Annotated in this window: 13 protein-coding genes; 5 read left to right on the top strand and 8 right to left on the bottom strand. The window is 74.7% G+C overall.

Translation table 11 applies throughout. From position 1 onward, the window contains the following. Positions 1–92: 92 nt before the first annotated feature. Both hemG and hemQ read left to right on the top strand, forming a co-directional pair. Positions 93–1,547 carry a protoporphyrinogen oxidase gene (gene hemG / locus AB0927_RS04460; RefSeq protein WP_366666003.1) on the top strand — a complete coding sequence of 485 codons (1,455 nt, stop codon included), beginning with the start codon at positions 93–95 and terminating at the stop codon, positions 1,545–1,547. Positions 1,548–1,552: 5 nt separating this feature from the next. Continuing rightward, positions 1,553–2,284, top strand: coding sequence for a hydrogen peroxide-dependent heme synthase (gene hemQ, locus AB0927_RS04455; protein WP_366666002.1), 732 nt, complete (start codon positions 1,553–1,555; stop codon positions 2,282–2,284). A gap of 33 nt (positions 2,285–2,317) precedes the next feature. Here hemQ and AB0927_RS04450 read toward each other — a convergent pair whose 3' ends face one another. Beyond that, positions 2,318–3,922 carry an alpha/beta hydrolase gene (locus tag AB0927_RS04450; RefSeq protein WP_366666001.1) on the bottom strand — a complete coding sequence of 535 codons (1,605 nt, stop codon included), beginning with the start codon at positions 3,920–3,922 and terminating at the stop codon, positions 2,318–2,320. Positions 3,923–4,031: 109 nt separating this feature from the next. Then, positions 4,032–4,817: a TIGR04222 domain-containing membrane protein gene (locus AB0927_RS04445; protein ID WP_366666000.1), complete on the bottom strand. Its 786-nt coding sequence runs from the start codon at positions 4,815–4,817 to the stop codon at positions 4,032–4,034. A 115-nt stretch (positions 4,818–4,932) separates the two neighbouring features. Between AB0927_RS04445 and AB0927_RS04440 the strand changes: the two genes are divergently transcribed. Then, on the top strand, positions 4,933–5,463 hold the full coding sequence (locus AB0927_RS04440; protein WP_366665999.1) for a hypothetical protein: 531 nt from the start codon (positions 4,933–4,935) through the stop codon (positions 5,461–5,463). Positions 5,464–5,505: 42 nt separating this feature from the next. Here AB0927_RS04440 and AB0927_RS04435 read toward each other — a convergent pair whose 3' ends face one another. The 4 genes from AB0927_RS04435 to AB0927_RS04420 form a co-directional block, all read right to left on the bottom strand. Continuing rightward, positions 5,506–6,858 carry a DUF692 domain-containing protein gene (locus AB0927_RS04435; protein ID WP_366665998.1) on the bottom strand — a complete coding sequence of 451 codons (1,353 nt, stop codon included), beginning with the start codon at positions 6,856–6,858 and terminating at the stop codon, positions 5,506–5,508. A 116-nt stretch (positions 6,859–6,974) separates the two neighbouring features. After that, positions 6,975–8,201: an MFS transporter gene (locus tag AB0927_RS04430; RefSeq protein ID WP_366665997.1), complete on the bottom strand. Its 1,227-nt coding sequence runs from the start codon at positions 8,199–8,201 to the stop codon at positions 6,975–6,977. A gap of 128 nt (positions 8,202–8,329) precedes the next feature. Beyond that, entirely contained in the window at positions 8,330–8,656 is a 327-nt protein-coding gene (gene cutA / locus AB0927_RS04425; RefSeq protein ID WP_366665996.1) for a divalent-cation tolerance protein CutA, read from the bottom strand. A 107-nt stretch (positions 8,657–8,763) separates the two neighbouring features. Beyond that, positions 8,764–9,456: a peptidyl-tRNA hydrolase gene (locus tag AB0927_RS04420; protein WP_366665995.1), complete on the bottom strand. Its 693-nt coding sequence runs from the start codon at positions 9,454–9,456 to the stop codon at positions 8,764–8,766. Between the two features lie 99 nt (positions 9,457–9,555). Here AB0927_RS04420 and AB0927_RS04415 point away from each other — a divergent pair, with 99 nt between their 5' ends. Both AB0927_RS04415 and AB0927_RS04410 read left to right on the top strand, forming a co-directional pair. Next, positions 9,556–10,437: an ATP-binding cassette domain-containing protein gene (locus tag AB0927_RS04415; RefSeq protein WP_366665994.1), complete on the top strand. Its 882-nt coding sequence runs from the start codon at positions 9,556–9,558 to the stop codon at positions 10,435–10,437. Continuing rightward, positions 10,434–11,105, top strand: a complete 672-nt coding sequence (locus AB0927_RS04410) for an ABC transporter (RefSeq protein ID WP_366665993.1) — start codon at positions 10,434–10,436, stop codon at positions 11,103–11,105. Before AB0927_RS04415 ends, AB0927_RS04410 begins: the two co-directional genes overlap by 4 nt. 6 nt (positions 11,106–11,111) lie before the next feature. On the opposite strand, the gene AB0927_RS04405 is transcribed toward AB0927_RS04410, so the two are convergent. Beyond that, a complete protein-coding gene (locus AB0927_RS04405) occupies positions 11,112–11,966 on the bottom strand; it encodes a polysaccharide deacetylase family protein (RefSeq protein WP_366665992.1) in 855 nt (284 codons plus the stop codon). A 113-nt stretch (positions 11,967–12,079) separates the two neighbouring features. Further along, the gene (locus tag AB0927_RS04400) at positions 12,080–13,597 is read right to left on the bottom strand and encodes an FAD-dependent oxidoreductase (protein WP_366665991.1); all 1,518 of its coding nucleotides are present in this window, start codon (positions 13,595–13,597) and stop codon (positions 12,080–12,082) included.

The following is a 13,597-nucleotide window of genomic DNA, read 5'->3' as shown; positions in this document are numbered from 1 at the left end:
GCGGCCTTCGGGCCGGTGGGCCTCCTGTGGCCTGCGGCCGAGGGACCTACGGCCCTGTCCGGACTGTCGGAGGGGTCTGAGAGAGTGGGGGCATGAGCGCAACGGGTACGAGTTCGGGGCACGTCGTCGTCATCGGAGCCGGTATCGCCGGTCTGGCCGCCGCCCACCGGCTGCTGGCGCGCGGCGCGCGGGTGACGGTGCTGGAGGCGTCCGAGCGGGTCGGCGGCAAGCTGCTGCCCGGCGAGATCGCGGGCGTCCGGGTCGACCTCGGCGCCGAGTCGATGCTGGCCCGCCGCCCCGAGGCCGTGACCCTCGCCCGCGAGGTCGGCCTCGACCGCCGGCTCCAGCCCCCGGCCGTCGCGGGCGGCGCCATCTGGACCCGCGGCGCGCTGCGCCCCATGCCCAAGGGCCACGTCATGGGCGTGCCCGGCACCGCCGCCGCGCTCGCCGGCGTCCTGTCCGAGGACGGCCTGGCCCGCATCGAGCAGGACGCCGTCCTGCCCCGCACCGAGGTCGGCGACGACGTGGCGGTGGGGGAGTACGTGGCGGCCCGGCTCGGCCGCGAGGTCGTCGACCGCCTGGTCGAACCCCTGCTCGGCGGGGTGTACGCGGGCGACGCGTACCGCATCTCGATGCGCTCCGCCGTCCCCCAGCTCTTCCAGGCCGCCCGCGCGCACGCCTCCCTCACCGAGGGGGTCCGCGAGATCCAGGACAAGGCGGCCGCCCAGCAGCAGACCGGGCCCGTCTTCATGGGCATCGAGGGCGGCGTGGGCACCCTGCCGCTCGCGGTCGCCGAGTCCGTCCGCTCGCGCGGCGGCGAGATCCGCACCGACACGCCCGTCACCGAGCTGCGCCGTGACCCCGCCGGCGGCTGGCGGATCACCGCGGCCGGGCAGCCGCTGCACGCCGACGCCGTGGTGCTCGCCGTACCCGCCCCGGCCGCCGCGCGGCTGCTGCGCCCCGAGTCCCCCGCGGCCGCCGCCGAGCTGGCCGCCGTCGAGTACGCCTCGATGGCCCTGATCACCCTCGCCTACCGGCGCGCCGACCTGTCCCTCCCCGAGGGCAGCGGCTTCCTGGTGCCGCCCGTCGACGGCCGCACCATCAAGGCCGCGACGTTCGCCTCCCAGAAGTGGGGCTGGATCGCCGACGAGGACCCGGAGACGGTCGTGCTGCGCACCTCCGTCGGGCGCCACGGCGAGACGGCGGTCCTCGACCGGGACGACGCCGACCTGGTCGGCGTCTCCCGGCACGACCTCGCCGAGGCCGTCGGCGTCGAGGCCGCGCCCGTCGAGACGCGGGTCACCCGCTGGACCGACGGGCTGCCCCAGTACCCGGTCGGGCACCACGGGCGGGTGGCCCGCATCCGCGAGCACATCGCCAAGCTTCCGGGCCTCGTGGTCTGCGGCGCGCAGTACGACGGCGTGGGCGTCCCCGCGTGCGTCGCGAGCGCGAACGCGGCGGTCGACCAGCTGTCCGGTGATCTGCGCGGGGTCGAGGAGCTGACCGCCCACCCGGTGCAGAGCCTTCACGGCGGAGCAGGAGAATAGGAACCATGAGTGAAGACGCCCCCATCATCGAGTCCGGCAGGATCCCCAACAAGGGCAAGCTGGCCAAGGACCTGAACGATGTCATCCGCTACACCCTGTGGTCGGTCTTCAAGCTGAAGGACGTGCTGCCGGAGGACCGCACGGGCTACGCCGACGAGGTCCAGGAGCTGTTCGACCAGCTCGCCGCCAAGGACGTGACGATCCGCGGCACGTACGACCTCTCGGGCATGCGGGCCGACGCGGACGTGATGATCTGGTGGCACGCGGAGACCAGCGACCAGCTCCAGGAGGCGTACAGCCTCTTCCGCCGGACAAAGCTCGGCCGCGCGCTGGAGCCGGTGTGGTCCAACATGGCGCTGCACCGCCCCGCCGAGTTCAACCGCTCGCACATCCCGGCGTTCCTCGCCGACGAGACGCCCCGCGACTACGTGAGCGTCTACCCCTTCGTGCGCTCGTACGACTGGTACCTGCTGCCCGACGAGGACCGCCGCCGCATGCTCGCCGACCACGGCAAGATGGCCCGCGGCTTCCCGGACGTGCGCGCCAACACGGTCGCCTCCTTCTCGCTCGGCGACTACGAGTGGATCCTCGCCTTCGAGGCGAACGAGCTGGCCCGCATCGTCGACCTCATGCGCCACCTGCGCGGCTCCGAGGCCCGGATGCACGTCCGCGAGGAGATCCCGTTCTTCACCGGCCGCCGCAAGGACGTGGCTGAGCTGGTGGCGGGGCTGGCGTAAGCGGGACTGGCGTAAGCGGGACTGGCATAAGCCTCAGCCCGCGGCCGGTTTCCGGCCCGGCCCGGGTTCGGGTTCGGCGCGGGGCGCGCACGACGCGTTCCGTGCCGGGCCGCGGCCCTGAAGCAGATAGCGCTCCAGGTAGCCGTTGACGCAGCCGTTGGGGCCGCCCCCGATGCCGTGCGTGCCCGCGCCCCGCTCGGTCACCAGCAGGGAGCCGGCCAGCCGCCGGTTCATCTCCAGCGCCCCCTGGTACGGCGCCGCCGCGTCCCGTTCGGCCGCCAGGATCAGCACCGGGGGCAGCGCGCCGGGGGCGGTGCGCACGTCCAGCGGCCGTTGCCGGGGCGCCGGCCAGTAGGCGCACGGCAGGTTCAGCCACGCGTTGTCCCAGGTCTCGAAGGGCGCGACGCGGGCCAGCCGGGTGTTGTCCCGGTCCCACACCGCCCAGTTCGCGGGCCAGGGCGCGTCGTTGCACTCGACGGCCGTGTACACCGCCCGGCTGTTCTCCGCCGCCGCGGCCGACGTGCGGCCCGGCGGGTCCAGCTCGGTCAGCGGCCGCGGATCGCCGTGCAGATAGGCGGAGAGCGCGGCGGCCCGGCTCGGCCAGTAGTCGTCGTAGTACGCGGCCGACAGGAACGCGTGCCGCAGCTCGCCGGGCCCGGTCTGCCCGCCCGCCGGCTCGCGGGCCAGCCGCGCCTCCGCCCTGTCGTAACTCGCCTGCACCTTCTGCCGCGTGTCCCCGAGCCGGTAGACGTCGTCGTGCCGGGCGATCCAGTCCCGCAGGTCCGCCCAGCGCCGCTCGAACGCGGCCGACTGGACGAGGTTGCTGCGGTACCAGATCGCGCGCGGGTCCGGGTCCACCGGCGCGTCCAGCACCATCCGGCGGACATGGGAGGGGAACATCGCCGCGTACAGGGAGCCGTAGTAGGTGCCGTACGACGCGCCCATGAACGTCAGCCGGTCCTCGCCCAGCGCGGCCCGCAGGACGTCCAGGTCCCGTGCGTTGTCGAGGGAGTTGTAGAAGCGCAGCCCGCCGCCCGAGCGCCGGGCACAGCCGCGGGCGTACGCCTTCGCCTCGGCGACGCGCCGGCGTTTGTACGACTCGGAGGGGTGCGACGGCGCCTGGGTGGGCGTCCTGCCGAACCGCTCCGGGTCCTCACAGGACAGCGGCGCCGACCGGCCCACGCCGCGCGGGGCGTAACCGACCAGGTCGTACGCGGCCGCGATCCGTTTCCAGGCGGGGAGCGTGCCGGCCAGCGCGAAGTACATGCCGGAGGCGCCGGGGCCGCCCGGGTCGTAGACGAGGGCACCCTGCCGGGGGACGGCGCGCTCGCCGTCCTTCCCGGTGGCCGGGGTCCGGCTGACGGTGAGCCGGATCCGCCTGCCGTCGGGGCGGGCGTAGTCGAGGGGGACGGAGACGGTGCCGCAGCGCAGGCCGGCGGGGGAGTGCGGGATCGCCGGCACGTCGGCGGGGTCGCAGGCGCCGTAGTGGATCCCGGCGGCGCGTGCGCGCAGGGCGGCCACGAAGGTACCGCGCAGTTCGGCGGCGCCGGAGCGGCCCGGCGCGCCCCCTGCCGGGGCGGCGGCCAGGGCGGCCAGCAGCAGGGACCCGGCGGCCGAGCAGAGGGCGACGGCTTTCATCCAGCATCCCTTCGGGTCACCGCGGCGGACACCAGGGATGTTTCGTTCCCGCGCCGGGGAAGGCAAGCACCGTCCGGCCGGTGTCGGCGCCCGCGCCCCGATGCGCCCCCTATCTACGGTGTGGTGGCGCGTCGCGGTGGGCGAAGGCGGCGCGCAGCTCCGGTTCGCCGACGGCGCGGATGCCGCGCAGGGCGACGGAGGTGAGCAACGACCGGTCGGCGCCACCGCGCTGACGCGGCAGCGCGCCCAGCAGCCGCTGCCCGGCGGGGGAGGCCCAGGGCGAGTACGGGTGCACCTCGAACCGGGCGACGGCCAGACAGCTCAGCGACAGCGTGAACGGCAGGAGGAACCACAGGCCGACCATCAGGCGGGACGTGTCGGCCTGGACGGGCAGCAGCAGCGCGGCGACGGCGAGGACCGCCACGGCGAGTGCGGCGACCCGGACCTGACGGACCGCCGCGCCGACGGTGCGGCCCGCCGCCGCGTCGGACACGGCGAGCCCGCTGCGCACGAGGCGGTCGGCGAGGCGTCGTACGGCGTCCGCGCGGGCGGCACGGGTGCGCACCGGCGCGATCCGCGACTGGCCGTCGGGGCCGATCGCACCTATGACGGACCGTTCCATGTCGTCCCGGCCGTGCGGGTCGACGACGGTGGCCCACCCGGTGTGGGCGAGGAGCAGGCGCCGTTGGCGGGCCATGGAGACGAGGGTGACGTCGGCGACGCGCCGCGGTCCTCCGGACAGGAACGCCGCCTCGTACAGGGTCAGTTCCCGCGCATCGCCCACCGCTGCGGAGTCCCGGTCCGTGGCCGCGTCGCGGAGTGCCGCCAGACAGAGCCGGACACCGGCCGTACCGGCGAACGCCCAGGCAAGGAGCAGGAGGAGGAGCCAGAACATGAGGTGCTTTGTATGTCAGGGACATGGGCGAACGCCAGGACTTTTCACATACGGAGTGGACCCTTTCGATTAGGGCCCTGCCGTCGGCGGCGGGGGCGGTGGCATGATCCGGGCCATGGAACAGCTCGCGTACTCGGCCGCATGGCTGTCCCGTTGGCGTGACGACATCACGGACGCCCTGAACTCCATGATGGCGACGTTCGAGGAGACCTACGGCTACGAGCCGGACGTGAACGAGATCCGGATCGCCGGCGAAGAGGACCTCCGGGCCGCCCGCGACTACGGCCGGGAGGGCCTGGGGTTCGGGGAACTGCTGACGTTCTACGAGTCGATCGGGGAAGTGACGCTGCCGGACGTGGGCAACGGCTGCTTCGTCCACTCCGCGCGCGCCGTCCTGGACCGACTCGCGGCGGAGGGGCCCGTCTTCATCCCGGAAGCCGACGATTTCCAGGGGATGGTGATCGCCTCGGACGGCGGGGGCATCCTCTACGTCGCCGACTGGGGCGGCGTGATCCACCGCTCCCGGACCGCCTCCCTGGACGACGCGGAGTTCGACAGGGCCGCCGACAGCCTGCCGGAGTTCCTCGACCGCATCCGGCGCCGCGTCGTCCGCTGGGTGGAGACGGGCACCGTCGGCGACCTGTAGCGATCACCGGCCGCGGTCGCCGGGGGCGTACCGGATCCGCGTTCAGGCCCGCCGCGACAGCACCCTGCGCGCGGCCCTGGCCACCCGTCCCCGCGGCGCCGGGCCGGAGCGGTCCAGCCACCACTCCCGCAGCTCGCGCCTCGGCACCCCCGCCCGCTCCCCGTCCAGCAGGAACCCCGCGAAGTCCAGCGCGTCCCGCCGGTAGCCCCCACCCAACGGCCGCGTCCGCGCGTACTCCAGGAACGACTTTCGGTACGACGCCCCCAGCAGCACCGGCAGTTCCGGTGCCACCTTCGCCACCACGTCCGCCCGCTTCGCCGCGAGCGCCCGCGCCTGCACCCCCATCCGCGCCCGGTCGAACCCCTCGGGCAGGGGCGTCCCGGCCACCAGCGAGGACAGCACGGCGGCCTGCGCGACCCCGAGGCGCTGCCGGGCACGCACGTCGGCCGTGTCGTCCGGTCTGTTCATGTCGCCAGTGTCGCCAGTGTCGCCAGTGTCGCCCGTGTCATCCGTACGCGCCGACGGGACGGGCCGCGCCGACGGGACGGGCCGCGCCCGCGCCCCCACCCGTCCGCCGCTCTCCACGACCTCCCGGATAGCCGCCAACTCCCGCTCCAGCTCGGCCGGTTCGGGGAAGTTCTCGTCTCGCTCCAGCAGGACTCCGGGCGGGGCGGCCCGTGAGGCGAGGTCGGCCAGGATGCCGAGCACCGCGTCCGGCACCGGGTGCGCGTGGCTGTCGTGCCACACCCCGTCCCGCTCGACGCCGCCCGCGACATGGACGTACGCGATCGCCTCCAGCGGCAGCCCGGCCAGCGCCTCGGCCGGGTCCTCCCCGCGGTTGACGTGGTTGGTGTGCAGGTTGGCCACGTCGATGAGCAGGCGTACGCCGGTCCGGTCGGCCAGCTCGTACAGGAACTGCCCCTCGGTCAGCTCCTCGTCCGGCCAGGAGAACAACGCGGCGATGTTCTCCACGGCGAGCGGCACGGGCAGCGCGTCCTGGGCGATGCGCACGTTTTCGCAGAGCACGTCGAGGGCGTCCCGGGTGCGCGGCCCGGGCAGCAGATGGCCCGCCTCCAGGCGCGGCGAGGCGGTGAGCGCGCCGCCCGCCCGGACGAACGCGATGTGCTCCGTGACCAGCGGCGCCCCGAGCGCCTCCGCGCGTTCGGCGAGCGCCGTGAGCCGGCCGGCGTCGGGCCGTTCCGCGCCGCCGAGGCCGAGGGAGACGCCGTGCGGCACCACGGTCACCCCGCGCTCCCGCAACCGCCGTAGCCCTTCGGGGAGATGGCCCGGGCAGACGTTCTCCGCCACGACCTCCACCCAGTCGATCCCGGGCATCCGCTCCACGGCCTCCGCGATCTCCGGCCGCCACCCGATGCCGGTCCCCAGTCTCCGCACGGCCCGTCCCCCTCCCGCCCCCCGGCGCACGTGTCGTACATGACCCCGGCGGCCGGCCCCGAATCCCCTCCGCGCCGCCTTCAGAGCAACATTTGAGGTTCGGCCGGCCGAGCGTCCTAGGCGAGCCGGTTGACGCGGTGCAGATCCGGCACGCAGAGGTTGAGCACGGTCGTGGCGGCGATCACCGCGGCGCATGCCAGCAGCACACCCTGGCCGCTCCACACGTGGACCGCGAGGGCGGTGACGAGATAGCCAAGGGGGATGGCGAGCCGCTCCCCGACACCGTTGAACGCGCTCATCCGGCCCTGTTCCGCCGACGGCACATGCTGCTGGAAGGCGGTGGTCCAGGCGACGATCGCGACATCGAGTCCGACCCCCGCCAGCAGGGCGGCGACCAGGACCAGCGGCAGCGGCGCGCTCCAGGCCATGGCCGCCAGCGGGAGCGCGAGACCACCGCCCGCGGCGACCGCGACGGCAAGCAGCCGGTACGGCTTCCACCGCAGGCACACCAGGGTCCCCGCCAGGAGACCGCAGGCGAAGGCCGCCTGGACCAGACCCCAGTCGCGGGCCCCGGCGTACCGGCGGGCGGCGACCAGGGGGCCGAGGAGCTGGAAGCCGGCCAGCCAGGCCGCGACGAGGACCGTACCGGCGGCCGTGTACGTCCACAGCCAGGTACGGGACCAGAACCCCCTCCAGCCCGCCCGCAGATCGGCGAGGACGCCGCCGGCCGCGGCGGGTGGCACCGCCAGGCGCAGGCCCAGCAGCAGGACGGCCGCGACGGCGAAGGTGCACGCGTCCCAGGCCAGGGCCCATGCCGCGCTGCTCGTGGCGACGACGAATCCGCCGACGGCCGGGCCCAGCACCTTCACCGCGTTGCCCGGCAGCCTGAGCAGCGCGTTGGCCCGCTGGAGGTGTTCGCCGGGAACGATCTGCGCGACGGTGCCCTGCGTGGCCGGGACGATGAACGCCGCCGCCGTCCCCGACACGAAGCCGCACGCCGCGATCGACACCGTCGTCGCCTGGCCGGTGGCCACGGTGACCGCCAGCGCACCCTGCGCGCCCGCCGCCACCAGGTTCCCGAGGAACAGGATCCGGCTCCGCGACAGACGGTCCGCGAACAGGCCGCCCAGCAGCAGGAAGAGGATCGTCGGAACGGTGTTGACGGCGAGCACGAGCCCGAGCGAGCCGGCCCCTCCACCCTCCTCGATCACGGAGTAGGCCAACGCGAGGGGGGCCATCGCGGACCCGGTTTTGGAAATGAGATCGGCCGCCACGAACCGCCGGAAGGCCGCTATCCGTAAGGGCGTACTGACGGTCTTCGACGACACTGCGGCGGTCTCCATGATCTCCCTCGAACTCGGTGCAGCGCGCACCCTAACGCAGCAACTCGCGCGCACGTCGGTGGGGATCTGCCGCGTCTTTCGGATCTTGTCGGCGGTCGCGCGGTCTACCTGAATCCGAAAGAAAGGCCCTACTCCGCTGGTGTCGTGTTGGCGGCGATCCACTCCAGGCAGGCTTCGGAGCCTGCCTGGATCGGCACTGCCGCGAGTTCCGGGTTCTGCCACGGGTGATGCTTCAAAATGTGGGCTTCCAGTTCGGGATAGCGGGCGGCAGTGGTCTTCAAGAGCAGCTGCCACTCTTCGCCGGTACCGAACTCCCCGTCGTGCCAAAAGGCGGAGATCACCGGGCCGATGATCTGAGCACCTGCCGCCAGGCGGCGGCTGACGACGGTACGCGCCAGTTCAACAGCCTGGTCTCGTGTCGGAGTTGCCGTAGATACCTGGAAGTAGTCAGCCATGCCGCGAGCGTAGCTTCATCTCTGATCTCCGCGAGGACGAAGTCGGCCTGATCGTGTTCAGATGTCAGCGCCAACCGAGCCAGCCGCGCGGTCAGGTTCCACGGCCCTCACCGCAACCCCGGATGATCCGCCACCACCGTGCACGAGCCGGGCGCGATCTCCGTGTAGCCGGCGTCGCGGACCAGGGGGAGGCCGCTGTGGGTGAGGCGGGTCCAGGCGGCGGGGGTGGCGGTGCGGACGGAGAGGGGGTAGCCGGCGGCGCGCCAGGCGGTGCGGGCGTCGTCGGGCAGGGCCCACCAGGCGAGTTGGGCGCCGTGGCCGGTCTGGGCCATGGTCTTGCCGGCGGACATCGCGAGCTCCGGGTTGAGCCACAGGACGGGGGCGGTGGGGTCGGCGTCCAACGGCGGCTCGGGGTCGTCCAGTTCGGTGCCGGACACCTGGAGCTTGGCCAGGTCCTTGGGCCAGCCGTCCAGGGGGATCGGCGGGAAGACCCGTACCTCCGCGGACTTGCCGGTCACCGTGATCCCGGGCAGCGTCCCCGCGCGCCGCCACTCGGCGCCGCGGGCCCGCCGGACCACCTTGCGGATCTGGGCGTCCTCCCAGTTCCGCACGGCCTCGGCCCACTCGCCGTCGCCGACCGACCGCTCGTCGCCGAGCAGCGTCAGGACCGCCCGCGCCGAGGTCTCCAGCGCGTCGGTGCGGGCGGGCGGCGCGTCGCGCTCTATGCGGACGACGAGGGGCAGCACGAACTGGCGGGCCTCGTCGCGGGGGGCTTCGGCGGGGATCGGAACATCGCTCACGACAGGCCAGCCTACGGAGCCGCCCGCGCGCCGTTCAACGCACGTCCCGCATGGCGAGGACCACCCCCGCGCGGCGGCGCCCTGAAGAAGAATGACCCCATGCACCGTGACCTGCGCATGACCGCCGTGGGCCGCCGCTACGGCGTCCGCGGCCCGTGGGTGTTACGAGGCGTCGACCTCGCCATCGCCCCCGGCACCCTGACCCGGATAGAGGGGGCGAACGGCACCGGGAAGTCGACCTTGCTGCGGCTGCTCGCCCGGCTGGACGCCCCCACCGAGGGCCGGATCACCGGCCGCCCCCGCACGGCCTACGTGCCGGAGCGGTTCCCGTCCGCGCTGCCCTTCACGGCCGCCGGCTACCTGACCCGGCTCGGCACCGTCCACGGCCTCTCCCGCGCGTCCGCCGCCCGCGCCGCCGGTACCTGGCTGGAGCGGTTCGGCGCGGCAGCGTACGCCGGCACGCCGATGGCGCGGCTGTCCAAGGGCAGCAGCCAGAAGGTCGCCGTCGCGCAGGCACTGCTCGCCGACCCCGAGCTGCTGGTCCTGGACGAGGCCTGGACCGGGCTCGACGCCGACGCTCGGGACGAACTGGAGCGGGCGGTGGCCGAGCGGACCGCCGAGGGCGGCGCCGTCGTCTTCGTGGACCACGACCCGCGACGGCTGGCGGGGGCGCCGGACGCGACGTACACCGTGGCCGGCGGCGGGCTCGAAGTCCGCACGGCGGACGCGGTTCCGGCCACCGGGTCGCGCGCGGTCGTCGTCGTGCAGGGGGCGTCCGGCGGGCGGCTGCCGCCCGACGCGGCGCGGCTCGTCACCGCCGCCGAGGAGACCGGCCCCGGCCGCCACCGGCTGACCGTGCCCGCCGCCCGCTCCGACGTCCTGCTGCGCACCCTGCTCACGGCCCGACCGTCCTGGCACGTCGTCAGCGTCGCGCCGCCCCCCGACGCCGTACCGGCCCACGACCCCGGGAGCCGGGCATGACCGCACTCCTGCGTTACCACGCCGAACTGCTGCTGCGCTCCCAGCGCTGGCTGGCCCCGGTGATCCTGTACGCCGCGTTCCTCGGGGTGGGTGTGCAGAGCGGTCAGCCGGTGCTGGACTCGCTCGGGTACACGGCGGCCGGGCTGCTGCCGGTGGCCGCCTGGCTGGTGCGGATCTGCGTCACCGGCGAGCCGCCCGCCGCCCGCGCCGTCGCGGCCGCGCCGCGCGGCCCCGCGAGGGCGCACCTCGCCTGCCTGCTGACGGCGCTGACCGCCGCGGCCGTCCTCGGTACGGCGGCGACCCTCGTCGTCACCCTGATCAGCGACCCGGCGAGCAACGGCGACCGGGTCCGGGTGCCGCGCCTGGACGCGGGCGCCGCCGGACTGTCGGCCGTGCTCGCCTGCGCGCTGCTCGGCGCGGCCGTCGGCGCGCTCACCCACTGGCCGCTGCTGCGCTCCACCGGGCGCGCGGTGCCCGCGATGCTGCTGGGCGCGCTGCTGGCGACGGTGCTCGCGGGCTCCCCGGCGCAGGCCGCGGTCAGCGGCCTGGTCACCGGTTCGCGGTCCGGCCGGGTGCCGGTGCCGCTGCTGCCGCTGGCCGGGGCGGCCCTGCTGGCGGCCGTGGCCTTCGCCGTGGCCTGCGCGCTCACCGCCCGCAGGACGCCCTGAGCGGACTCAGCGGTGGCCGCTGGTCTCGCCGATCAGCTCGGAGACCTTGACGAACCGGTAGCCGCGCTTGCGCAGCTCCGGCACGACGGCGCGTACGACCGTCTCCGTGGTCGGGGCGGCGCTGCGGGTGCAGTGCATGATGACCACCGAGCCCGGCCGCACCCCGTCCAGCACCTGCTTGGCCACCGCGTCGGCGTCCGTGGCGAACGCGTCCCCGCTCACCACGTCCCACTGGACCGCGGTCATGCCGAGCCCGCCGAGCGTACGCAGCGCCTGGTCGTCGTAGCAGCCGCCCGGGAAGCGGAAGTACGGCAGCGCGTGGCGCAGGCCCGCCTTGCGGAAGGCGGTGTAGGCCCGCTCCACGTCCGCCCGCATCTCCGAGGCGTCGAGCGTCGGCAGGCCGTAGCAGCTCGGCGTGAACGCGTAGTGGCTGTAGGAGTGGTTGGCGATCTCGAACCGCGGGTCGCCGCCGAGGCCGCGGGCCTCGTCCGGGTACTGCTCGGCCCACCGGCCGGTCATGAAGATGGTCGCGGGCACCTTCAGCGTGCGCAGGGCGCCGATCAGACCGGGGTTGTCGAAGTGCTCGCCGGCGGCGGCGCGGGCGCCCTCGTCGGCGGTCATGTCGGCGTCGAAGGTGAACGCCACGGTCTTGCCCCGGTCGCGCGGGCCGTGCTCGAAGACCGGGGTGAGGCCGCCGGGTCCCGAGGCGAGCACGGGCGGGCGGGTGGCGGACGGGGAGGCGGTGGCGGGGGAGCGGGCCGGGGCGGGGCGGGTGCTGCCCGTGGGGCCCGCGGTGGCGCAGGCGGCGAGAGCCGAGCCCAGCGCACAGACGGCGGCGATACGGCGTGCTAGTGGGATCACCCTACGAAAATAAGACTGATTGCCCATTTGTATGGCGATATGTTCTATGGCGCGGCGGTACGGTCACCCGCGCGGCGGTCGGCCCAGGAAGCACCGGGGCCGCGCCCGCGGGCTCACTCGATGTCCCGCTGCTCCAGCGGCCGGACCGCGGGCCCCTGGAGCACCCGGCCGTCGATGTCGAAGCGGGAGCCGTGGCAGGGGCACTCCCAGGCGCGTTCGGCGCGGTTGAAGGCAACCAGACAGCCCAGGTGGGTGCAGCGCGCCGAGACGGCGTGCAGCGCGCCCGCGTCGTCGCGGTGCACGGCGAGCCGCTGCTCCCCGGCCCGGACCAGCGCGCCGTCCCCCGGTGCGAGGTCGTCGAGGTCGGCCGGCGGCTTCAGCCGGTCGCCGACGAAGTGCCGGGCCACCTCTGCCTGCGTCTTGAGCAGCGCGGGCGCCTCGCGCACCACCGACTTCAGGCGCCGGGGGTCGTACAGCTCCCGCCAGGGGCTGTCCCCGCCGGTGATCAGCGCGGTCAGCAGCAGCCCGGCCATGATGCCGCCGCTGAGGCCCCAGCCGCCGAAGCCCGTGGCCACATAGGTGTGCCGGGCGCCCGGGTGCAGCGGGCCGACCAGCGGCACGGTGTCGGTGGCGTCGTTGTCCTGGGTGGCCCAGGCGTGGTCGAGGCGCACACCGGGGAAGTGCCGCGTGGCCCAGTCGGCGAGCCCGTCGAAGCCGGCGCCCGGGTCGCCGGTGCCCGGCGTGAAGTGCTCCCCGGTGACCACGAGCAGCCGCCCGCCGTCGTACGGCGCGGTGCGCACCGAGCGGGTGTTCTCCTCGGGCGTGATGTACATGCCCCCGGGGTCGGGGCCGTCGCCCAGCGGTCCGGCGACGACCAGTTCCCGGCGCGGGTGCAGCCGGGCGAAGAGCAGGGCGCGGTCGAAGACCGGGTAGTGCGTGGCGACGACGACGTCCCGGGCGGTGACGGTACGGCCCGTCTCGGTCGTCAGCCGGCAGGGTCCCGAGCCGCCGCCCTCGTCCAGGCCGACGACCCGCGTCGCCTCGTACACCCGGCCGCCGCGGGCGAGGAGGTCCTCGGTGAGCGCCCGCAGGTACTTCACCGGGTGGTACTGCGCCTGCCCGCGCACCCGCACCGCGCCCGCCACCGGGAACGGCAGCCCGGTCTCCGTGGTGAACGAGGCGTCCAGGCCCGCCTCCCGCGCGGCCCGCGCCTCCGCCCGCACCTCGTCCACGCGCTCCTGGTCCCGGACGTAGGTGTACGCGTCCCGGTTCTCCCACTCGCAGTCGATGCCCAGCTCGGCCACCAGGTCCGCCGCGTGCTCGATCGCCTCCGACTGCGAACGGGCGTACAGCCGCGCCCCCTCGGGCCCCCGGGTGCGCCGCAGCCGGTCGTAGACCAGGGTGTGCTGGGCGGTCAGCTTGGCGGTGGTGTGGCCGGTGACCCCGGCCGCCACCCGTCCGGCCTCCAGCACGACGACCCGCAGCCCGGCCCTGGCCAGCTCGTACGCGGTGCTCAGCCCGGCCATCCCGGCGCCGATCACCGCCGCGTCGGCCTCGGTGTCCTCGGTCAGGGCGGGGTGGGCGGATCCGGGGGCGGTGCCCAGCCAGTACGACTCGGTGACCTTGCGCAT

The organism is Streptomyces sp. NPDC048106 (assembly GCF_040706415.1).
In the GTDB taxonomy this organism is placed as follows: Bacteria; Actinomycetota; Actinomycetes; order Streptomycetales; family Streptomycetaceae; genus Streptomyces.
Note: the sequence above shows the minus strand (reverse complement) of the source record. Positions and strands in the feature narration are given on the sequence as shown.

Bases quoted from the DNA above. Each gene is read 5' to 3' on its own strand.
- AB0927_RS04430 (WP_366665997.1), bottom strand. From the start codon at position 8,201: ATGGAGACCGCCGCAGTGTCGTCGAAGACCGTCAGTACGCCCTTACGG.
- AB0927_RS04400 (WP_366665991.1), bottom strand. From the start codon at position 13,597: ATGCGCAAGGTCACCGAGTCGTACTGGCTGGGCACCGCCCCCGGATCC.
- hemG (WP_366666003.1), top strand. From the start codon at position 93: ATGAGCGCAACGGGTACGAGTTCGGGGCACGTCGTCGTCATCGGAGCC.
- AB0927_RS04440 (WP_366665999.1), top strand. From the start codon at position 4,933: ATGGAACAGCTCGCGTACTCGGCCGCATGGCTGTCCCGTTGGCGTGAC.
- cutA (WP_366665996.1), bottom strand. From the start codon at position 8,656: ATGGCTGACTACTTCCAGGTATCTACGGCAACTCCGACACGAGACCAG.
- AB0927_RS04445 (WP_366666000.1), bottom strand. From the start codon at position 4,817: ATGTTCTGGCTCCTCCTCCTGCTCCTTGCCTGGGCGTTCGCCGGTACG.
- AB0927_RS04450 (WP_366666001.1), bottom strand. From the start codon at position 3,922: ATGAAAGCCGTCGCCCTCTGCTCGGCCGCCGGGTCCCTGCTGCTGGCC.
- AB0927_RS04410 (WP_366665993.1), top strand. From the start codon at position 10,434: ATGACCGCACTCCTGCGTTACCACGCCGAACTGCTGCTGCGCTCCCAG.
- AB0927_RS04415 (WP_366665994.1), top strand. From the start codon at position 9,556: ATGCACCGTGACCTGCGCATGACCGCCGTGGGCCGCCGCTACGGCGTC.
- hemQ (WP_366666002.1), top strand. From the start codon at position 1,553: ATGAGTGAAGACGCCCCCATCATCGAGTCCGGCAGGATCCCCAACAAG.